Source organism: Paenibacillus sp. P4_A7, assembly GCF_056402455.1.
Genome location: NZ_JBFUHJ010000012.1, coordinates 25,883 through 48,272 on the forward strand (window position 1 = coordinate 25,883; position 22,390 = coordinate 48,272).

Consider the following 22,390-nt stretch of genomic DNA (forward strand, 5'->3'; position numbering starts at 1 on the left):
AGCATAAGTCCCAGAAGGCCAAGTTACATGGGAACATACGGAGTGATTACAACGTAAAACGGCTCTTGTGATGGAGATGCCGTGCTCGTACTGTGCGCAACGAAAGCATCAATCAATGCTGTCGTAACTCGAACCAACATTTGTCGGGCTTCCCTTCCTGACGACTGCCTTTTCTTCTTTACTGGTTTTCTCTTTTTTCGACACCGGTGAGATCTCGAATCATCCTCTCTAATGTGGTTTGAGAGGTTTAACAGGCCGCGTATTTAACCTTTAGCTTTCCTTCTTCCAAGCAGAATTCTTCCTTGGTGTGAAACTTATAATTCCTCATTAAAAAATCCCCCTATGAAAGTAGGAGGAAAGCTGTTTGGTTGATTCAAGGAAACCCTTGTACCATCTGCCTCAGTGAATGCCGAGAGTCTATTAACCCAAAAGGCGCAGACAAATGATTTGACCTCAACTTATTCTTGATATTGGCGTCGTGCTTGCAGCCGAATCCTGCAATTTATGAGCTCGTATCGCAACATTTACCAGAAGATGGAATTGTATTATTCATAGACGATCAAGATAAAAACTTACGGCAAGCAGCATTACACGGTTGGCGAACACTGCTTGCCGATGAGGATGGCCATTGGATTTCGAAAGTCGAGCCTCTGTTACAACAGTATCTTGATTGAAAATAATAAGAAAAAGCTTACAAGAGCGATTCCGATCATTATGGCATCCGAAGCGCTGAAGTGAAGACGAAAGCCGTATGTAGGCTTTCGCTTCACATTGCCAAAGCCTCGCACTTCAAGCGCATCAGCCATTTGCTCTGCTAAACGAAGGATAGAGCGAATATATGGAATAAGGACAGAACGCAACATAGAAAATGGTACCGATCTCAGTGAAGTAACCGCCTTCCCCCTTGCATGAGCTAGCTTCGCAAACCTCTCCCACTCAGCAGTAAGTAATGGAATAAACCTAAAAATAAGCGTAACGAGCAGTGCAAAAGAATGAATCGGTATATGAATTCGGCTCAACCACCCAAACGCTTGCTCTATTGCACGCTGCAGCCTAAAAGGAGTCATCAGCTTTAACATTGGCATGCTTAGCAGCATGACCAATAGCAGCTTACTCAGCCTAAGAGCAGTCGGCAATGCCTTCTCCCATTCAAAAAAAATCGGATTAAACGATATTCCTCCGATCACACAAAGAAGTACAATCAGCATGCCATATGCACGAATGACCCGCAGCCACGGCTTTATCAGAGAAAGGAAAGGCATTAGAAAAACTCCAATGATGAGAGCTGCTAGAGCTAATTGTAGGAAGCTCTGCAAAGCCAGCACCCCTGTTGCTAGCAGCATATAGGCAACTATTAGAGCACGCGGATCGAAGAGATCCGCACGCAGCCATTTTGAGCTAACCGACCCTACAGCGTTCGGCTGCTCTTCAGCTTCGGTGCGCTCCAACCGCTGCGCTGCAGCTTCGGCGCGTTGCAATCGCTGCGCTCGCGCTTGAAGTTCGTCGCCGCTAGGCTTCTTCGCATGCGGCGACAGCTCTGCGAGCGCAGGCATAGCCTCCGCGCTCGCCAAAGCTCCAGCGCCAGCAAGCTGCTCGCGCGCTGGTCGCTCCAGCACTAGCTCCGCTGCCAGCGCCGCCGCGACTTCATGCGGCGCTGGCCACGGCGCCCCGCCGCTTCGCGCGGGTGCCTGCGGCGGCAAAGCCGCCTCCGCGTGCAGCTTCGCAAGCACGCGTAGCGCCTGCGGCGCTGCTGCAGCATGCGTTAGCGCTGCTGCAGGAGCCGCTTCGCGGACAGCGCCGCCGCTGATCACGGCGAGCGCGTCCGCTAGCGGCAGAAGCGCATCGAGGTCGTGCGTGGCAACGACCGCTCCGCGCCCTGCCGCCCTGTGCGCTTGAAGCACCGCGCACAAGCGGCGAATACCCTCGGCGTCCAACCCCGCCGTCGGTTCATCCAGCAGCAGCCAATCCGGCTCGCACGCCAGCAAGCAGGCGAGCGACAGCCGTCGCTGCTGACCACCGCTGAGCGTCCAAGGGTCACGCTCAAGCAGCTCCTTATCGAGCCCCGCTTCATCCAGCGCGCTCTCCATTCGTCGCTGTGCGTCCGAAGCCGATACCTTGTACGGCTTCAACGAGTAAAGAAACTCCTCACGAACAGTCGCAGCAAACCATTGCGACTCCGAATTCTGCATTGCAATACCAAGCTTAAGCGTCACAGAAAGATTAAGCCTATCTCTTTTTACTTTTCTTTTATCTTTTCTATTTTCTTCTCTAATATCTTTTGTCGTTTCATTTGTCCTTTCTTTTCTATTTTCGTTTTTATTATCGTTTCTATTTACCCAAAGCGACTTCTCTCCAAGCTCAATCGTCCCAGCCTGCAGCTTCCTTATACCTGCCATCGATTCCAACAACGTTGACTTTCCCGCTCCATTGCTTCCAAGCAGCAGCGTGATCTGGCCTGCTTTAAACTGCACATTGACCTCTCGAAGCAGCTCCCGCTTCTCTGCACCGTCTGTTATAATCGTAACTCCGTTTAACTTCCAATCAGCGTTTGACATGCTGCACCGCCTTTGCAAGCATGTCAGCCGTATAAGGAAATGGCGTCAAATTCACACCCAACTCTTCAAGCCCCCATGCAACCTGTACCGCATAAGGAGCCTCAAAACCGAGCTGTTCGCATATACTTTGATTATGACCGTTATCAGAACGAACAAACCAATTCTCCGCTTCCCCATCAAATGCAATTGCTCCATCATTCATTGCAACAATCCGGTCGCCTTCTCTTATCTCATCCATCTTTTGTGTAATCCAAATTACTGTTATTCCACTCTTATTCAGTTCTCTAACCTGTTCCATTACAAAAATAGCTGCTTCAGGATCAAGCATTGCAGTCACCTCATCAAGGACGAGTATTGGCGAGTAAATCGCTAAACAGCCTGCTATTGCCACAAGCTGCTTTTGCCCGCCCGATAACGTCTCGATCGATTGGAACATCCTTGATCCCATACCAACCTTGCACAGTGCTTCTTCTGCCCATTCCACTATACGCTCTGCTTCCATCTCATTCTGCTCTAATAACAGAACAACATCCTCCCAGGGCGTTGCTCCAATCATAGCCGCTTCAGGCTGCTGCATGACGATTGGAATCGGCTTGCCAGCAGCGGAAGTACCAATGCTTCTGCTTATTTTCCCTGACACTCCCGCTATTCTAAAGCCCGCTGCTACCTTAGCAAATGTACTTTTCCCGCTGCCATTTCGACCAAGTAAGGTAATAAATTCACCTTTATTTATTTTAAGGCTAATATCTTTTAATATAGTACTAGTCTTCTGCCCCTCCGTCATTATTGGCGGCGTTACAGTTATATGCTTTAATTCAATCAGACAAATTTGATTCAAAAAATTTTCACCCAACCTCTTCCCCAAAACGTTTGGCTATGCTACAATTTCATTTGTTAACCCGTTTTTAATATATAAGGTTAACAATAAAAATGCAACTACATAAAGGAGTCGTAACTATTTATGCAAACTAGCAACATTCGCTCACTCGTATTTACTGCCTTATTTGCTGCACTTTTCATCTACATGAGTTCCTTAAGTATTCGACTAACAGCCACTCTTGTACCCATTACATTACAAACATTAGCCGTTCTATTAGCAGGATTATTCTTAACACCCCGCAACGCCTTTCTAAGTATCGCCGTTGTAATCGTGCTTGCTGCGTTCGGCTTGCCGCTCTTTAACGGAGTTGGCGGCATCGCACATTTGATCGGATACACAGGAGGATTTATTTTCGCTTTCCCATTCTGCGCTCTATTTGTCAGCCTAGCAGTAGGACGCCTGCTCAAAAGTAAGCTATCCAAAGGAAATAAAGTATTATCTTTTATCGCATTTTTCATTATTTTCGAGCTTTTCAGCTCTCTGTTAGCCTATGTATCGGGAATTCCTTGGATGATGCACGTTCTTCATTTCAGCTTCCCCAAAGCAATGGCTGCCGGCTTCTATCCTTTTATTATCGGCGATGCACTTAAATCCTTAGTGGGCACATTATTGGCAGTTTCCTTAACACCTTACATTGTCTATATTCGTACATCAACAGCAGCTAAACAAGTAGACGAAACAACGATTATCGCTTAAATTATATTATTTTCATCTTTCCTTTTAGTGATCTACAAAATTTGTAAATTCACTTCAAAGTCGCATAAGATCAAAACCCACCTTCGGATATTAATCTTTGGGTGGGTTTTTGCTTTTTCTTCTTGTTCGCACCTAAGATTCTATTGTATGTATTCTACCTTTTCCACCACGCCGTATTAGCGCTTTGAAACCCTATGCAAACAGCACAATGCATCCTTTATAATCATTTTATTTCGGTAAGTAAGGGCTCGATAAGTGATTAGAATGGATATTGTACATTCAAACTGCTTATATTTCCATGTTTCTTTGTTTTGAATGGAAAAGATACAATCAAATACGTCATTAGATGTTCTTTATCAGCGTAACAGTCAATTAGCCTGTATGAAATACAGTCTGGGACAAATATAACGTTTTTGAACTGTATTTGATTGTATCAAATACACTCAACTCCGTGAGCAGAAGCGTTCTGTTTGGCACTGAATTGTATGTGTACTTAGACCACGATACCAGATCACAAAGCCGATGAGCATGTTGAACAGGGAAACATAAACAAGGCTCAAGAGTGCTGAACTATTAATACCCTCCCACGAAACCGGTGTAGCCATTCTTTCGATTATGAGTAGAAAAAAACGATTATAAACCAACAACTGTTCAACATACGGGGAATGATAGTTAAACAAAAAGGATTCTACATATTAAGCATGACTAATATGCAGAACCCTTTATGTGATTTGAATTTCTTACGTTTAGGTCTTGATAATTTTCAGACTAACCCTTTATTTTCTTTTGTCACTGACCCGATCTGGAATGACAAACGAAACCGTCGTTCCCACGTCCAGCTCGCTGTGAATCGCCAACCCTTTCCCATACCTTTGCGTCAAGCGCCGATTCGTATTCCACACCCCAATTCCGCCTTCGACCCTTCTTGTGTTATCAAGCAGCAGCTGAACCTTCTCTTCTTCCATCCCTTTTCCGTCATCTATAATTTCAAACAATGTACGCTGTTCCTCACGACTTATCCGGATATGTACCGAACCGCCTTGGATCCTGCTAAGCAGTCCGTGCCTAACTGCATTTTCCACAAGTGGCTGAAGCGTGAGTGGTGGTAGAATTAAATCTAGATTCGGTTCAACCTCCCACACAACTGTTAGTCTCTCCCCAAACCGCGCCGTCTCAATATAGAGATAAGCTTGGACGAGCTCCATCTCATGAGTGAGCGCAACTAGCTGCTCTGAATTCATAAAGTCAAAGCTGATCCGTAAATACGAGGAAAAGGCATCTCCAAGCATTCGCATTTTGTCCGTGTCAACCTCACTTAACGCCATAATAGAATTCAGAGTGTTGAATAAGAAATGAGGGTGAATTTGTGCCTGCAAATAGGCAGCTTCCATACGTAGGCTCTCACTGATTGATTGCTTTAATTTCGTTAACGACCAGACTCTGTATTTTAGCTCCATAGCATCAACCGGCTTGGCGACGTAATCATTTGCTCCTGCCAAAAAACCAGCATAAATATCTTCAGACTGATTGCGGGCAGTCAACAGCAGAATTGGCAGCTCCGAATTCGTGAAGCGCTCCCGTACGATTCGCGTTAATTCATAACCAGACATGTGCGGCATCATAACGTCAGCGATAAGTAAATCCCATTGATTGGTACTTAGGAAACCTAACGCTTCTTGTGCTGACGTCACTGTCCTAATGTTATAAGGCTCCCTAGAAAATATGCTATTCATTACCTTCAGATTAACCGGATCATCATCCACTATGAGTACATTCAATCGCCCTGCGGCGAACGGCTGTAGCACTTCCGCGGGGAGTTCACTTATGACCGTTCTCGCAATTTCGGCAACATCTGGGACAAGAATTCTGCTTTCCGTTGCCTCCTGCTCTTCCTTAGCAACGGCTGCGTAATTCAGAGCTGAAATGCCGCTGCTTGAATAATCAGCTAGAGTGAGCGTAAAACTGAACACAGACCCTTTGCCAAGGTTAGACTCAACAACCAGTTGGCCGCCATGCAGCTCCACAAGCTGCTTGCAAATACTTAGTCCCAATCCAATGCCGCCTCCACTTACGCCTTGTTTTCCTTGTTCATAAGGAAAAAATACGCGCTTCTGCGTCGCTTCATCCATGCCTTGCCCGGTATCGGTCACATGGATGACAGCTTGACTGCCTCTGACTTCAGAAGTAACGGAAACCGTTCCTGAATCGGTGAAATTAATGGCATTATGAAGAAGTATGATTAAGATTTGTATAAGTCTTTTTTCATCAGCCATAATTAAAGGCATAGAATCAGCAATTTCCATCTTCAGACGAATGGGTGTACCTTCTGTCATGAATTCGAGCATGTCAATGACACCAGAAGCGACCGATTGAAAGTGCAGCGGCTCCTCCTTAAGTACAATTCTTTTGTCTTGAAGTCGAACGACATCGAGCAGATCGTTAAGCATATTCGACATTCCGCGGCTAATGGTTATTAGCAGCTCCAAATCCTTAAAGCTTTTTTCACTCATCGCATGTTTTTCGTGAGACACGACGGTCTGAGCGATACTAATAATGCCATGCAAAGGTGTTCTCAGTTCATGCGAAGTATTCGCAAGAAACTCGTCTTTTAGTTTGTCCGCCTCTTTTAACTGTTTATTTAGCTTGGCATTCTCCGCAGCATTCCAAAAATACTGCTTAAACCAGTAAGCAGAGAATCCGACGATAGCAGCGATTTCATCGAACGGATAATACACAATATTACCCATTCCGTTATTATTAATTTCGGTCCAAACGACACTAGATAGTACACTAGTGGCAGTGAACAAGAGAAAAATGACATCTTTATGATTTTTGACAACCATGTTTCCAATCATGTAAAAAAACCATAGGATTGGGAAAATGTAAAGTACAGAAAAAAATTGTGCTGCGGTTGTATAATGAATATAGGTTGCCGAGGCTAGTAGCAGAAATGCCACATAACAGCCTAACACAAATACATACCCATAAAACATCTTGCTTTTTTGGTTACTCCCGTTAAGACTTCTGCCGAGCAACAGCATGAAAAAGGATATCCCTAAGTAAGAGAGCAATTTGATTTTCAAAGCCCAAGTATAATTAATAGGCAGCCAAAGCAGTAGCAAAGAATCCAGGTCAGATACAATTGAAAGGCCTACAGCCATAAGCAGCAGGAAAAAATAGAGGAACTCCTTCTGCCGCCTACTTAACACATGCAGTATGAGAGCATATAAACCATGCAATAATAAAACGAGAAATGTTGCAAGCTGAAATCCAATAGAATACCAACGCTGGGTATCAATGGCCGCCTGTGAGCCAAACCGTATGGATTTAACGATTCCACCATTCAGTGGATGATCGAAGTTGGCTGACCTTATGAGTAATTCGATAACCTTCTGATCACCTGCCGAGTAACTCGCGGTATAAGAAACCACATCCGGCTTGTATGCATTCGCCTGTGTCGCAAGTTGACCTATAAATGAGATGGTTTCCCCGTTTATTTCCACTAGTGATGCGGCTTGAATTTCCTGAATCCAGAATCCGTAAGGCTCATCAAGAGGCTGGTCAATAAGAATACGCAGTCTGTACGTCCCGTAACCAAACGACGGCGAACGTCCACCACTGGAAAAAGCGCCACTCCAATCGCCAGGCACCTGAGTATAACGAATCGTGTCAGTGTTATCGAGCAGCGCGTCATCCTTTGAAATGAACGATTCAGGATAGAATTCCCACTCTCCGTCCAACGGGATAGATTGAGCATTCTCAAAGTTCCATCCACGCATATCAAGTACACCCCGAACTGCCTGCGGGTGTTCCGGTGTACTAAATGTCATGAACCAGACCCAGCGCAGACCAAGAAGGACTGCCAGAAATAAAAAAACGAACATTGCATATTTCAGATTGATATAGACTCGTTTTCGCATCATAATAGTTTCAATCCTAGATGAATCCCCTTTCTACTTCCTATTTGATTTTAGCGTTCACAAATTGATGAATTCCGAAGTCATTTATTGACGATTCAAGTATGGCTTCTCTGAGAAGGTTTAAATTGGGAGTAAGTCTTATCTCAATATTTAACGCCGTCAGTCGATCCACTAAATGATCCATTACTGTTATTCCTGTTGGTTCTACTACCTCTTCAGATATATAATAACCTGCGAATTCATCAAACAATGTAAAGGTTTCTCCCGGCATCTCATATCGAAAAGTAATCGTATTATTGATCCTCTTATACCAATCTGTTTCAACTGTAATGACAATATTGGAATCCGTTAGTCCAAAAAAAGTATCATAGTCTCTTTCACTAATTCCTTCTGATTTTGTATAGACAATTCTCGGACATTTCCTTGGAAAATAAAAAGTAAATTCATGCTGCTCATCTATTGCCCAGACAACTGGGGGCATATTTTGTCTATTAGGTTTGACTCTTGGTTTAAAAATTTTAATATCCGATTCCTCACTAAAATGATATAGCTTCACCGATTTACCTCCCTTACTTCTTGGTATTAAGTCGCTGCCAACTTCAATTGTGCTAGTCTATCTGTTGATATTAACTTCTTTGGCTTTCCATACTTCGTATTGCCTGATTGTTTGCTCTATCGTTTTATTGTCTTTCTCCGACCATACAAAGCTCAACTCAAATGTCCCCGGTTCGAAAAACAAAGGAAATCTCCGCTTAAACCAATCTTGCATCGGCAGCACCATCGCTTTTTCCTTCTCAATCCAGATTAACTCCCCCTCAGGAGGGTTCTCTAATAAATCACCTTCAAATGACGTCGCCAAATAATTAAAAACCATATATCTTAGCCCCTTCTCGGGATCACAAAACTCATCTAAGCCTTTATATATAATCTCTTTAACAATCAAACCTGTCTCTTCCATTACTTCTCGAATCGCACCACTCACTATACTTTCTGGAAAATCAACCTTACCACCAGGTGCTATATAGCCAGGAAAACCCATTTGATCCGGTCTATTGATAAGCAGTACTTTATTTTCTTTCTCAACCATGCACATGGTGTAAATCTTATATGTGATATCCTTTGACATGTTGATCTCAACCCCATGTTCGTCTGAATTATTTACTAATTAATGCTAACTTCTCGCTTATATAATACTAGTGTTGTAAATATCTATCTTGCTCGAATCCTAGGCCTTACAGATTGTCTACATATGTACTGCCATATTCACTTTGCCGCAATAGTTTCAAAATTTGAAATAAAAAGAAGCTGTTAAAGACTTACAGGCGATTTAGTGTCAGGATATGAACTTAATTGCTTGGTTATCTCGATCCCAGGTCTGTTTCTTGTGTTTAGATGCAGATTCTGAAACTAAACCCGCTCCATTTCCCAAATAACTCTCATTAGTTTCAGAATGTGAAACTAATGTAACATTGCCTCCACGAAGCCATACGAATATGTACTTCTAATCTCTTTATTACCTAACATAGAATTTCCGACGTTTCTGCAAGAGCGTCCAATAAAAGAAGCAGGCTACATCAACCTGCTCCTAATTATTATTTTTCTTCTCGTGATTTATTTTTTGTCATTTCAGTATAGCGGTTACATGTAAAATTTGTCTATGGCCTTGTCATCTACACGCTTGCTCAGAATGAACCCTTTCAGGACTACTCCTTACATGAATCCGTGCTCCTTATCTTCTATATGTAATGTTCCGATAACATGACAGGAAACTGTAGCAAGCAGTTTTAACTATATCTTCACTATCTAAAAAAAACCCGACAGCTGTCGGGTTTTCAATCATCTGCCTAAATCAGCTTGACAGACGAATTGTAGTTTGCAATTTTATTAGACTTATCGAGTACGATACTTGATCTGATTTTAATATTACACCTGACCTACCGGCTCCAAAAGCCCTATCTCCAAGCATGCTTTCAGCGACAGCTTCTTTACTCCTTGGCCGAACTCAATCTCGACAAATTCCTTGTCGATGTTTATTACTTCACCCTGCCCAAAAGCTCCATGCTTTACAATCGAGTTCAAACCAAGCTGCCCAGATGATGTAATCGCATTCGGATTAGGAGGCACTGCTGTCCTGCGTTCTTGCATGATGACGCTGACGTTTCGCGAACCCACATTGCTCTTTACCGGCTTCGCGATAATTGCAGTTGGATTCACGATATTCCGCACAGCTGCTAGAAAAGGTGACTCAGCTGCCTTCTCCCCATCCCGCTCCTGATAAGAAATCAGCTCCAAATGTTTCCTTGCGCGCGTCATCCCTACATAGAACAAACGGACAGCCTCTTCGCCAATTACATCCATATTTTTACTGTCCTCACGCGAAGGAATAATGCCATCAATCAAATCGATCATATACACACTGTCAAACTCTAAGCCTTTCGCGCTGTGAAAGGTGGAGAAAGTTACCGCGTTTTGCCCTCTCCTCGCCTTAGAGGATTTCAAAGCAGCTTCCAGCACCTTAAGTCGATTAGCATAGCTCTCCATCGTCGGCAGCCCTTCTGCTATATCCTCAAGCGTGTTCATGATGCCGATCAAATATTCTTTTCGAAAACCCAGCCGCTCACACATTCGCTCAATCGATTTCTCATAGCCTAATCTGCTTCTAATGACCCGAATCGCTTGCAGCGGCGGCATTCCCTTCATTTCCTGAAACGTTTCTTTTGCTTCGACTATAAGCTTCGTCTGATAATCCTTCAGCGGAACGTGCTGAATCAAATTGTCAAAGACTGACTCATTGTTCTCAATCTCCTTAAGTGTGGCCATCTGCCCCTTGCTAATATAGCCATTCAGCTTCAGATGAATTTTTTCCAAAATATCGGAACGCTTATCGGTGAAGGTCATCCTCATAAAGTTCAATATATCCTCAACTACCCAATGCGAGAAAAATCGATTGTCTACATCCTTCATATAGAAAGGGATTCCCGCTCGATCAAATGCATTCATTAAAGCAATGGATGATGAATTGTTTCGATAGAGCACCGCCACCTCGGATAGGTTGTCCAGCTTCTGAATTTCCTTTACCAAATAGGTTGACTGTTCCTTGTAATTAACTAGTGTTTTGAACTGAACGGGATGATCCGATAAATTGTTTGTAAACATATTTTTGTCATAACGATTTTTGTTCCGTTTAATAAATTTATTCGCTGCAAGAACAATATCTTTGGATGAACGATAGTTCTGTTCCATGTAGAGGACGGCTGCGCCCTTGTAGTTGTCCTTGAAATTCAATAAATATGACGGTTCCGCACCGCGCCAGCTATAGATAGATTGATCATCGTCTGCAACAACGCATAAATTGCGATGCCCCTTTACCAACTTTTCAATAATGGCATGCTGAACAAGTGACGTATCCTGACTCTCGTCCGTTAGTACATAATCATATCTCTGGCCGTATTTGCGCAGCAGCTTCGGGTCCTGTTCAAGCACCTCGTTACTAATTGTCAGCATATCGTCAAAGTCGAGCAACAGTTTGCTGTGGCCTGTTCTTTTAAACGACTCATACTCCTGAACTATGCGTACTGTTTCCTTTACACCGACTTTAACCAAATGCCATTCCTGTTCGGGAATCATTTTATTTTTAATGAAGCTGATGTAGGAGGTTAACTCGTCCAATTGATCATCAGTTATATTTTCTCCGATAACCGACCTGTAAATCTTCCGCAAAATAATTCTCTTGTGCATCGGCAATTGGTCCGCATCAAGATCCTCTTGCTCTTCCGTATCCACATCACCTTCAATAATTTGGTATGGCGTGCCCATCTTCCAAAAATGTTCTCTCACAATCTCAAAAGCCAGGCTGTGAATCGTAGAGAAATCTACAGGCGGCAGCTCAGGGAAAAAGCGCTTGAAGCGCCCCTTCATATCGTTAGCAGATGCGCGACTGAACGTAACCGCCTTAATACGGTGAGGTTCTATCGCCTTCTCCTCTATTAAATAGCCAATTCGCATAATCATTGTCGTCGTTTTTCCCGATCCGGGTGACGCCAGCAGGAGGAGCGGTCCTTCCGTATGCAGTACGGCCTTCTGCTGAATCTCATTTAAAGAGACGTTTAATTCATTCTTTTTTCGATTGAAAAATTCGGTATGTCTGCTCATATCTATGATGCCTTTCTTTCTCTCTATTAATGTCTCATCTATCTTATCACATAACCTATCCTCCGTTCTCTATCGTTCCTCAAACTGAATTCTTCTAATCAGACACCTAACAGCTCTCGCAGATAGGGATTTAGAAGCAATCCTTGCGGGTCCATCTGCTCACGAATTTCTGCGAACCTATGCCACATCGGATAACGATCCTTGAGATCCGCGGCTTTGAGCGTATGCATCTTCCCCCAGTGAGGCCGGCCGCCATTGCTAAGAAATATATCCTCCATCACTTTAAAATATCGTTCGTGCGGCATTCCCCGATACATATGGACAGCAATATAAGCTGAATCACGACCATAGGCCGGACTGAGCCATATATCATCTGCTGCTACATATCGGCATTCTACTGGAAAGTGAACATGAAATTTCTCACGTTCCATCGCATCGCGCATTTCATGGATAACTGAAGCCATTGCCTCAGCAGGCAGGTTGTATTCCATTTCATAAAAGCGTACGCTCCTTTCAGTTGAGAACAGGCGATGGCTATAATTGGCTTTTTTTGTAACCGGCACACTTGATGCACTTATACGGCTTACGGCTGTACTCACGGAGGGAAAGGCCCTACAGATCTCTGACATTGCACCGAAAAACGTATTTTCAAGCAGTCGATCATTCACATAATCACGTATAGGGGTTGCCCGAGAAGGAGTAACCGCTTCATTCATCAGCTTTACCTGACAGGTTTCTGCATAAGGAAACCAAAAAAACTCAAAATGCCGATTGTGCTCGGCTAGCTCAGGCAACTGAGTCAAGCAGTCACTCAAAGCCATACGTTTGCTCTCATAAGCCAGCACATAAGCCTTTTTCAATCGCAGCTTCACTTTAACAATAATTCCGAGCGTTCCAAGTGAGACTCCCATAGCATGAAACATTTCCGGATGTGATTCTTTCGTGCACTCCAGCACCTCGCCCAAACCGTTAACCAGAGTAAGTCCTATAACCTGTGTCGCAATTCCACCCAATCGCTTTCCCGTTCCATGAGTTCCCGTACTTATCGCACCAGCAATGGACTGCACATCAATATCACCTAGATTTTCCTGCGCCAGCCCTTCCATATGCAGCAGCTCACCGAGCAGCTTCAGCTTTGTTCCTCCCCAGACGACAGCCGTACCTTCAGCAGCATCCAAGCTCGCGATTCCTTGCATTTCATCCAAAATTACGAGCATCTGATTAGAGGCTGCAACAGGCGTGAAGGAATGTCCCGAACCAACCACCCGCAAATACCGCCCATCTGCAGCGCACTTTCGAACAAGCTCCACAATCTCATCTATTGTTCGTGGATAGACAATATGCTCAGGCGTGGCTGTAACCGAGCCCGACCAATTTCTCCAACTCTTCAATTTCTCGGTCATAAAAAGCATTCTCCTTCTCCGCGGTAGGTTAAGTATTCACCTACTATTTCATTCTCTGCAATTGCGTATAGCTTGGAGAACCGTTCACATAGCTCGCCCGCCTTCGCATGTCGGAAGAACACAGGATCCCCCAGTTCAAGATGTAAGCCCTTTCGCAAGCGAAGAGGCGTCTGCACCTCACCTGCTCCCTCTAATGAAATCAGCTTTAGCCCTTCTGGCAAATAGGGCTGCGGTGCCTTTTCTGGAGCAGCAGCACCCGATGCGATGTAACCGCCTCCTAAACAGGTAACGATATCCGCTCGAGGCTTCCGAACTACCTCGACCGCATAACCTGCCGCGGGYGAATAACGAAAACCAGCATAATGATCGAACAGTGCTGGAGAAAAGAAACCAGAACCAGCCGTTATTTCAGTAACGCATGACTCCAATCTGGAGCTGTCCATGCTGCCGGTACCGCCAGCGTTGACGAAGCGCAGCGTTACACCCATCTTCTCGATGCCTTCCACCACCTCCGCACGCCGCTCGGCAATTTCGCGAATGGACCTCTTTTTTAGCCCTCTTATAAAGTTGTTTTTCAGCCACTGCCCAGATACTTGATCACCTACACCTGCAATCTGCGCCTCATAACCCATAATACCTTCTAATACCAGCGAATTCGACGCCATGATCCTCTCCACAACTGGCTGAGCCTGCGCCCATGATGTTATCGGTGATCGCCATACGCCAAAATGAAGCCCTGGTAAATGAGCAGACATATCTATGTCTAGACATACGAACGCTTTTACGCCAATTTTTGAACCAAGGCGCTCAAGATGCTCCACATGTTCGATAGAATCAACCATAAAAACGACAGTACATCCTTTTTCCACTGACCGTAAGAGTACTGTAATTTCATCTTCATTCCAGACCGGATAACCGATCAGCAAGTCGTCAAATCCTTGCTTTAATAGATATGCAGCCTCGCTAGCCGCATAGCACATCACACCTTGAAACACTTTATTCGCATCAAAAATGCGACGAAGCACTTCGACGCATCTTATCGATTTACTCGCCACACGGATCTTCTTGCCCCCTGCCGCAGCTGCGATTGATTGGATATTCGAATCCAATAAATCAAGATTTACATAGGCGAAAGGCTTTGCTACTCCTGCAAATATCTTCTTGTACTGTTCATATTGAGGAAGTTGAGGGAGATCGATCGCGCATTTCTCCTTTTTCGTTAAGATGAGATAGATTAACATATTATTCAACTATTATCTGAAATATCCTTTAAGTTCTTCAGCTTTAAACCCTTCTTGTGTAATAGTGGCTCAACCCACTCACCACTAATTGTACTAGCCATTTTTTTGTGCATACAAAAATTCTTTCACCCCACTATGTGCCAGCAAAAGAACACTTGCTCCAGCAGAGTAAACCATTTGAACTACAAGAAACCACACAAGTCCCGATGGCATTTCCGATCCATAGCCACTTGCAAATATCGTAAATCCTATGAAAATACTTAACACCGCACCAACTACAAATATATATCGAACCCAAGTCACACCTGCAAACAAGGCAATTACTAATACCAATTGAATAATAAAAGAAATAAAATTAAAAGAGATAAATGCAGACACAATGGTTGAAATCATATGAATCGAAGCTATGGAATAAACAATGATATGACCTATACGATATYGCTGCTGCTGACGAACCTCGAACCGTTCAAATTCACGTTCCCTGTCTTCTTTCGTTTCACTATCAAATCTGCCGAAATTAGGGTTAATATCACGATTAGGCAATTGCAGGCTCGCGGACACATTTTTCAAACTTATAGCGAGCGAGTCTATATTTTTAAATGAAGAAACACTTAACCGTTCCAAGGTTTGAACAATTGTAGCTTTAGCCGTTGCTTCCGTAAATCAGCAATCGTTATTAGTTCAGCAATATCTTGTTCAGAGTAATCATAGTACACCCTTCCATTTTTAAAAGTTGATTTCGGATTGATCAATTTTTCTTCTACATAGAAACGTACCGTTCTCTCCGTCAAATCTGTATGCTTGCAAACTTCTTTGATTTTCATGAAATCCACTCCTTTATGTGGGTAGGATACATTGTTACGTTACGTAAGTGTCAATACATTTAGCTAAATTTACTACAGTTTCAATAAAAAAAGACCGCCAATCAAGGCGATCTCAACTATTATCATTTCTGCCCAACTACAAGCACTAAAGATATCCAGCGACCATTATCATCTAATATAAAGTCCTTTTCAAATGAATGGATCTATTGTAGCAAATATTTCTTTTTATGGATACAACTACGATTACTCTCTTACTATATAATTCGCTTTACTCCGTCCAATTCCACAAACGCACCTCACCAATTCGAATATGCTGCACAAATGACGTCTCACGCAATTTCAGCAACTCTTTTGTCGGGCCGGTGACTACCATTCCGTAAATGGTTACTCCATTCGCTTCCACATACGTTAGCGCATCTTTAATTTCAGACGAATAGATGACCGATCTAGCAACTGATTTATATTTGTTAATTAGTTTAAGCGTGTCGATAAAGTTATCATTTCGTAGCTTTCCGTCACCGTACGTCTCAACCCCAGGATATGATGTAGAGGAAGAACTACTCGATGAGAATAGACCTGTTTTTTTCTTACCATATTTTATGGTTTCGCCGTCTCCATGATGCCATATTGGGTAAGATGGAAATCCTAGCGGTCTTCTTACATACATGCCAACTCCATCATCCTTTGACTCTCCTTTATATACAGCTAACCATACTGGATTCACTTCTTTGTTCTCAAACAACTTAAGTGCTGCGTCAGTCGTATAATAGTGATCAAAGGAAATGAATGCCTCCACAACCGTCCCCTCTGGGAGCTTCTCCAAGCGAGCCCATTCCTGTTTACTCATCGACTTATCTGTTGCTTCTGGTAAATAAAACATCATATTACTGCTGCCTTGGGCCTGACTATAAGTATCTGTCGATCCGATCATTTGGTTAAATCTAACGGTCTGCGTATTTCTCCCTACTGTGACATGTTCGCTTCCAATTACTTTTGTCATATTCCCATAATATTTCATCGCTAATATACCAGTTGGACTACTGCTAAATGCTACATTGATATTCGGTTTGGTCACAGCAATTGCCGACTCCAATACATCGCCATAAATGGATTGCCGCATTGGTTCCCCAGTTGAATAGAATAGGGCCGTCACTAATGAGTTTACTAAGGACAACAGTAAAAGCAGCCCAAAAACCGTTCCAACACTCCAATAACGTGCACGCCGTTTGCCTTGGTTCATTATTTTTCGGGCTCGCTTTGGATTGAACGGAATCGATTGTTCTTGAACAGGTGGCTCCATCTGATTGCTGTCGTCAGATAGCAGCTCATCCATATGCTCCTGATAGACCTCTAGCTTAGCTATCTCCAGTTCCACCTGAGCCCGCTCCTCAGCGGAAAGCTTCCCAGCCGTATAATCCTTTAATTGCTGCTTAAACCGTTCGGTCATATTTCATCTCCCCCTTCGTTAAGCAGACGCAGCGCTTGCCTCGCTCTGAACAACAGCACTTTATAATACGACAAACTGATTTCCATGATATCGGCGGACTCATGATAGGACATGTCGTGCCAGTCATGTAATAATATCGCTTGCTTTTGCTTATCCGGCAGTGAGGAGACCGCTTTGCCTAACTCACTAAGCCACTCCTGCTGCAGCAGCAGTAGTTCCGGTGTATGACGATCCGTTAGCTGATTAAAAAAGCCAGCTTCATAAGGACTGCTTCTACTTTCTTTTCGCTTATAATCGATAAGTGTATGATGAGCAACACGAAACAACCAAGGCTTTACCTTCTCGCCGTTGTAGCTCTCCAAATATAAATAAGCCCGATAAAACGTTTCCTGCACCAAATCCTCCGCCGTGAAATGATCCTGACAGAGGAACAATAAATAACGATATACATCTTTCATATGCATCATATATAATTCGTCTAAATTATTCGGCTCTGTCACCCTCCAACCCGCTCCGGCCTTCATCCACGTTTTACTCTCGCCATATACACGTTTAATTTCCGAAAAAGTTACAATTAATCCATAATTATAAACGTAAACTCCAATATACTTGTATATTTGCATAAAAAAAGCCGTATCCGACTTATACCCCTTTACAGAGTACTAGCAGGACACGGCTTTATTGCTTCTTTAGGCACATTCGAACTTATTAGTCACTACAATCCTCTGGATCCGGCTCAGATGCATTCTCAACATTGATCTTCTCCGAAACCGTATCGCGAACGATAGATACGACTAGCTGCAACAAGTAATTAATATCGGATTGACTTTGTTGAAATTCCGATACGATCGGGATGCCATCCAGCTCATCTTGCAATACGGACATTTCACCTTCAATTTTTTTAACCATATCCGCATTTTTGAAGGTCGTTTCAAAAGCGACAACTTCTTTTTGTTTCTTCTTAACTTTCGCAATCAGATCTTGCACTCGTAAATTGGTGTTAATTTGTTGTTCAGCACGACGATAATGCTGTACTTCCTCTGAAGTGAAAATAAGAGAAGCGAGCTCTTTCGCTTTTGCTGTAATATCTTCACGTACAATTAAATCCCTTGTATTAAAGCTCGGTATGCCGCAGCCGCCACCATTTTCGTGATCATGGTCATGATCATGCTGCTCACATTGACTTGCTGCTGGTTGTTGTTCTGCCATTTGTCATCTCTCCTATTTTGCCGTTAGCTTACGGCTTCTTGTGCATTCTGTTCGACCGTTTCCGCTTTAATGTACCAGGTCTGTGCCTCTGTTACCTTTGCGGTTATAAATTGTCCAATCCACTCTTTTGGTCCTTCGATGTGAACCAATTTATTCGTACGTGTACGTCCAGACAAGACGTTCTCGTTGTTTTTACTTTCGCCTTCTATCAATACTTCAACAACCTGTCCAACCAATTGCTCATTTTTGACACGTGCATTTGCAGACAAAAGCGCATTGAGACGTTGAAGTCGTTCTTTCTTCACTTTTAGCGGCACATTATCTTCCATCCCAGCAGCAGGCGTTCCTTCGCGCGGTGAATAAAGGAACGTATAAGCGGAGTCGAAGCCAACCTCTTTAACAAGAGATATGGTATCCTCGAACTGCTCATCTGTTTCACCTGGGAAGCCTACAATAATATCCGAAGTAAGCATCGCGTCTGGAATCGCTTTTTTAATTTTAGCAACAAGCTCCAAATACATTTCCCGTGAATATTTGCGACTCATCCGTTTCAGTATTTCTGTACTTCCAGATTGCACAGGCAAGTGGATATGCTCAACTAAATTACCGCGCTGCGCCAGAACCTCAATTAAATGGTCATCGAAATCACGCGGATGGCTTGTCATAAAACGAACGCGTGGAATATCAATTTTGTTCATATCGTTCATCAAATCGCCGAAGCGATAGTTAATGTCATCGAAATCCTTACCGTATGCATTCACGTTCTGGCCAAGCAGCGTAATTTCCTTAAAGCCTTGACGAGCTAGCTCACGAACTTCGGCAATGACATCCTCCGGACGGCGACTCCGCTCTTTGCCACGTGTATAAGGCACAATACAATAGGTGCAAAACTTATCGCAACCGTACATGATGTTAACCCATGCCCGCATACCTTCACGTTTCTTAGGCATGTTCTCGATAATGTCGCCTTCCTTGGACCATACTTCAACAACCAATTCTTTGCTGAAATACGCGTTTTGAAGTAAATGAGGAAGTCTATGAATATTATGTGTTCCGAAGATCATATCGACAAAAGCATGCTTTTGCAAAATACGCCCAACAACTGACTCTTCTTGCGACATACAGCCGCAGACTCCTAACAGTAGATTAGGTTTTTCCGTCTTCAGTGTCTTCAAATGTCCAAGCTCACCAAACACTTTATCCTCTGCATTTTCACGAATGGCACATGTATTAAGTAAAATAACGTCCGCTTGATTTCGATCCTCTGTGGACATATAACCCATTTGTTCGAACATACCCTTCATCACTTCGGTATCATGCTCGTTCATTTGACAGCCATACGTTTGGATTAAATAATATAGCTGTTTTTGTTCATTCATTTCTTTAAACATATGCATGATTTGTTCCGTATTCGTATCTTCAAAGGTCAATACCTGAATCTCTTCTTTTCCGCGTTTTTTCTCATCCCGATGGTTAGGTGTCGAGTTGATTTGAACGTTGCGACCCTTGATGCGGTATGTTGTTTTTCCTTCTTCCTCGGAAATGACCTTCGCATCCGAAAAGTCGAAATACTTACTGTAATCCTTCACACTCTTGGTGGATTTTAAGTCCACTGAGTTCCCCTGAGTCATTCGGTTGTCACATCCTTATAGCCATATGTTCTAAAACAAGTATTTTTATTCATTTTAATAGCATAGCAATAATAAATTATACCACAATGCCCTCGCCTAATCCATCAATGCCCAATGTAAAACCCCAGTATTTGCATATTAGTCAGAGCGGTTGGAGAACATATCTCTGAAAGAGATGAACCCAATGCCGCAATCCAGCAACATTTTACAAGAAATTCATAGCAAGCTGGGCGAACAGCCCGATTTGAAATATCATCAATTCCGCATCGATTCAACCATCCCTACTTTATGTATATACTTCGATACGTTAATTGATAAGAATCAATTGCAGAAATATATCATTACCCCTTTGTTAAAGATGAAACTAAAAAGTATTAGACGAGCTTACTTCAAAGTACGACTATCAAATTGAACACAAAGGAAATCAGTTAGTAAAACGATGCATACAAGAGAATTTGGATATACTCGGAATACAAGAAGCCATCAGAGGAAAATCGGGCGCTCAATGGCAACAACTGAAACAGAATGATCAGGCATGGAAAGAAGTGGAGGGTCATATTACCGTAAAATCTACGATTGATAGGTTTGGTGCATCCTCTTTTAAAAAGAAAGCAGAGGATAAATAGTGGTGAAAACTTCGATTACAAACTGGCATTTTTTTCATATTGTGTATCAAGTAACGCTTGGTACAGCGTTCTTCTTATTAACAACTGGGATCATTAATGCCGCTCAGCAATATGGCTTTGTAGTGCCTTTTTTAACTGGTCTTATTGGAATATGCCTATCTCTCATCTGGTTCAATATATCAAAGAAGCATCCGGAGCTAAACTTAATCCAAATCTGTCAGTATCAATTCGGCAAATTTGTTGGAGGGGTTATATCGTTTCTATATGTCTTCTTCTTCATCTCCATTACAGCTTGGACAGGAAATAACTTAGCTGATTTTATGAAAACCACACTAGCTCCAAAATCACCAAGTTGGATGCTCGTAATTGTTTTTTTAGCAGTAGCAGCTTATGGAGTTAATAAGGGGTTTCAAAATATAGCGAGAACAGGGGAGTTCTTCATCCCTCTTGTACAGCTCGCTACTTTTATTACGTTATGGCAAACCCTTTCGAGCTGGGACTGGTCACAGTTTCTACCTCTCAATCGGTTTAATCTTCTAACCATCTTGTCAACCAGCAAAATAATGCTTGTATTTCTCTATTTTCATCGTAATCGGTGTTGTTGGGGTATCAAGGGGCTCCCGCTTAATTTATCCGATATTCACATTAGCGCAGGAGCTTGAAATCACAGAATTTCTAGAGCATATGGAAACCTTCATTGCTATAGCATGGTTGGTATCTCTTTTCTTTCAAAATGACAGTCTTCCTTTATTGTGCGGTAGTTAGTCTCGCTACCCTAATCAACACCAATAATCGAAAAATAATTTCAATGCCATTAATCTTTATAATTACAGGCCTGTCCCTAAGTATGCATACAAATATCATTGATAATATTGAATGGTCAATAACGTAAAGAGCTTGTTTTATTTGGTTGTCTGTCCACTCTCGGCGTTCTCCAATGGATCATGATAACGATAGATAAGCCATTCAGAATACCTAGACTTATTGGATGGTGTATTCAATTATTTGGTATTCATTAAAGAAACAATGGATCTATAGTCGTTTGACAGCAACGATCCTGTATTTCTTCACAAGTGTAACCAACCACATCACGAAGCTGCATATACATATGCGGTGACTGTACAGCAATAATGGAATGTGCTGTATATTCAGGATCAATTGGATGAACGAGTCCTTTATCAATAGCCTCAATCAATAAGCCGCTTAGTACGTTATGCAAAAAATGATATGGCGGCGTTTGGAAAAAGTCGAACTTCGATTGCTGTTGATGGTTGCTGGATTGCACAACGCCCAACCAACTTGATTCTTTGTCGACAAATATAACAATTTTCCTCATGATGTCTCGTAAACGTTGTTGAACGGATAAATGTTCTGCCTCTAGCAAATAAAGCTCAATTTCTTTGCTGAATTGATTGAAATTCCCCTTCATCATATCCATGCACAGATCACTTTTGTTCGAATAGCGACGGTATAATGTACCTTGTCCAATTCCAGCCGATTTTGCGATTTGATGCATACTGACCGATTCAACACCATGCTCCTTAAACAAGTGATTTGCGGTGTGCAATATCGCCTTGCTCAACTCCTGCTTGGATCTGTTGTTGTCGGGAACCGTCATATCGTGATTCTCCTCATTATGAATTTTTGATTAAATGATTGACATTTATATCGAACATATTTATGATTCAGTATGCGGACAATTGTCCGTATATAGATATGGTCTTCTTTATTGTATCCTGACCTATTCAACAGGTCAACAACGGTACGTTATGAAGAAGCCTTATAGAGCCTTACAGTAGGATAGGA

At 42.8% G+C, this 22,390-nt stretch carries 16 protein-coding genes and 3 pseudogenes; 3 read left to right on the top strand and 16 right to left on the bottom strand.

Features of this window, described 5'->3' with window-relative positions:
* Window positions 1-653 precede the first annotated feature (653 nt).
* Together AC1DWN_RS03535 and AC1DWN_RS03540 are read right to left on the bottom strand one after the other, a co-directional pair.
* Window positions 654-2,555, bottom strand: coding sequence for an ATP-binding cassette domain-containing protein (locus AC1DWN_RS03535; protein ID WP_477557561.1), 1,902 nt, complete (start codon window positions 2,553-2,555; stop codon window positions 654-656).
* Window positions 2,542-3,393, bottom strand: a complete 852-nt coding sequence (locus tag AC1DWN_RS03540; RefSeq protein WP_477557562.1) for an energy-coupling factor ABC transporter ATP-binding protein — start codon at window positions 3,391-3,393, stop codon at window positions 2,542-2,544. The genes AC1DWN_RS03535 and AC1DWN_RS03540 overlap by 14 nt, the downstream gene beginning before the upstream one ends.
* 123 nt (window positions 3,394-3,516) lie before the next feature.
* Here AC1DWN_RS03540 and AC1DWN_RS03545 point away from each other — a divergent pair, with 123 nt between their 5' ends.
* Window positions 3,517-4,131, top strand: coding sequence for a biotin transporter BioY (locus AC1DWN_RS03545; protein WP_477557563.1), 615 nt, complete (start codon window positions 3,517-3,519; stop codon window positions 4,129-4,131).
* 491 nt (window positions 4,132-4,622) lie between these two features.
* Here AC1DWN_RS03545 and AC1DWN_RS03550 read toward each other — a convergent pair.
* The 13 genes and pseudogenes from AC1DWN_RS03550 to miaB all read right to left on the bottom strand — a co-directional run.
* Window positions 4,623-4,730, bottom strand: a pseudogene (locus AC1DWN_RS03550) (EamA/RhaT family transporter); the annotation flags it as partial.
* A 177-nt stretch (window positions 4,731-4,907) separates the two neighbouring features.
* Complete coding sequence (locus tag AC1DWN_RS03555; protein WP_477557564.1) at window positions 4,908-8,054, bottom strand: hybrid sensor histidine kinase/response regulator; 3,147 nt, start codon at window positions 8,052-8,054, stop codon at window positions 4,908-4,910.
* Between the two features lie 37 nt (window positions 8,055-8,091).
* Window positions 8,092-8,607, bottom strand: a complete 516-nt coding sequence (locus AC1DWN_RS03560; RefSeq protein ID WP_477557565.1) for a DUF6886 family protein — start codon at window positions 8,605-8,607, stop codon at window positions 8,092-8,094.
* Between the two features lie 57 nt (window positions 8,608-8,664).
* Window positions 8,665-9,177 carry an NUDIX domain-containing protein gene (locus AC1DWN_RS03565; protein ID WP_477557566.1) on the bottom strand — a complete coding sequence of 171 codons (513 nt, stop codon included), beginning with the start codon at window positions 9,175-9,177 and terminating at the stop codon, window positions 8,665-8,667.
* Window positions 9,178-9,974: 797 nt separating this feature from the next.
* Window positions 9,975-12,203: an ATP-dependent helicase gene (locus AC1DWN_RS03570; protein WP_477557567.1), complete on the bottom strand. Its 2,229-nt coding sequence runs from the start codon at window positions 12,201-12,203 to the stop codon at window positions 9,975-9,977.
* Between the two features lie 98 nt (window positions 12,204-12,301).
* Window positions 12,302-13,615 (bottom strand): D-arabinono-1,4-lactone oxidase, encoded by a 1,314-nt coding sequence (locus AC1DWN_RS03575; RefSeq protein WP_477557568.1) that lies wholly within the window; start codon window positions 13,613-13,615, stop codon window positions 12,302-12,304.
* Window positions 13,603-14,847 (bottom strand): amino acid deaminase/aldolase, encoded by a 1,245-nt coding sequence (locus tag AC1DWN_RS03580; protein WP_477557582.1) that lies wholly within the window; start codon window positions 14,845-14,847, stop codon window positions 13,603-13,605. The genes AC1DWN_RS03575 and AC1DWN_RS03580 overlap by 13 nt, the downstream gene beginning before the upstream one ends.
* A 93-nt stretch (window positions 14,848-14,940) precedes the next feature.
* A complete protein-coding gene (locus AC1DWN_RS03585; RefSeq protein ID WP_477557569.1) occupies window positions 14,941-15,390 on the bottom strand; it encodes a hypothetical protein in 450 nt (149 codons plus the stop codon).
* Between the two features lie 68 nt (window positions 15,391-15,458).
* Complete coding sequence (locus tag AC1DWN_RS03590; RefSeq protein WP_477557570.1) at window positions 15,459-15,671, bottom strand: MerR family transcriptional regulator; 213 nt, start codon at window positions 15,669-15,671, stop codon at window positions 15,459-15,461.
* A 268-nt stretch (window positions 15,672-15,939) separates the two neighbouring features.
* Window positions 15,940-17,118 (bottom strand): anti-sigma factor C-terminal domain-containing protein, encoded by a 1,179-nt coding sequence (locus tag AC1DWN_RS03595; RefSeq protein WP_477557571.1) that lies wholly within the window; start codon window positions 17,116-17,118, stop codon window positions 15,940-15,942.
* Window positions 17,115-17,741: a sigma-70 family RNA polymerase sigma factor gene (locus tag AC1DWN_RS03600; RefSeq protein WP_477557572.1), complete on the bottom strand. Its 627-nt coding sequence runs from the start codon at window positions 17,739-17,741 to the stop codon at window positions 17,115-17,117. Before AC1DWN_RS03600 ends, AC1DWN_RS03595 begins: the two co-directional genes overlap by 4 nt.
* Before the next feature lie 85 nt (window positions 17,742-17,826).
* The gene (locus AC1DWN_RS03605; RefSeq protein ID WP_477557573.1) at window positions 17,827-18,327 is read right to left on the bottom strand and encodes a YlbF/YmcA family competence regulator; all 501 of its coding nucleotides are present in this window, start codon (window positions 18,325-18,327) and stop codon (window positions 17,827-17,829) included.
* Window positions 18,328-18,350: 23 nt separating this feature from the next.
* The gene (miaB, locus tag AC1DWN_RS03610; protein WP_477557574.1) at window positions 18,351-19,958 is read right to left on the bottom strand and encodes a tRNA (N6-isopentenyl adenosine(37)-C2)-methylthiotransferase MiaB; all 1,608 of its coding nucleotides are present in this window, start codon (window positions 19,956-19,958) and stop codon (window positions 18,351-18,353) included.
* A gap of 386 nt (window positions 19,959-20,344) precedes the next feature.
* On the opposite strand from miaB, the pseudogene AC1DWN_RS03615 reads away from it, so the two are divergent.
* A pseudogene (locus tag AC1DWN_RS03615) lies at window positions 20,345-20,584 on the top strand (Ger(x)C family spore germination C-terminal domain-containing protein); the annotation flags it as partial.
* Window positions 20,585-20,625: 41 nt separating this feature from the next.
* Window positions 20,626-21,349, top strand: a pseudogene (locus tag AC1DWN_RS03620) (GerAB/ArcD/ProY family transporter).
* A gap of 250 nt (window positions 21,350-21,599) precedes the next feature.
* On the opposite strand, the gene AC1DWN_RS03625 reads toward AC1DWN_RS03620, so the two are convergent.
* A complete protein-coding gene (locus AC1DWN_RS03625) occupies window positions 21,600-22,202 on the bottom strand; it encodes a TetR/AcrR family transcriptional regulator (RefSeq protein ID WP_477557575.1) in 603 nt (200 codons plus the stop codon).
* Window positions 22,203-22,390: the final 188 nt, after the last annotated feature.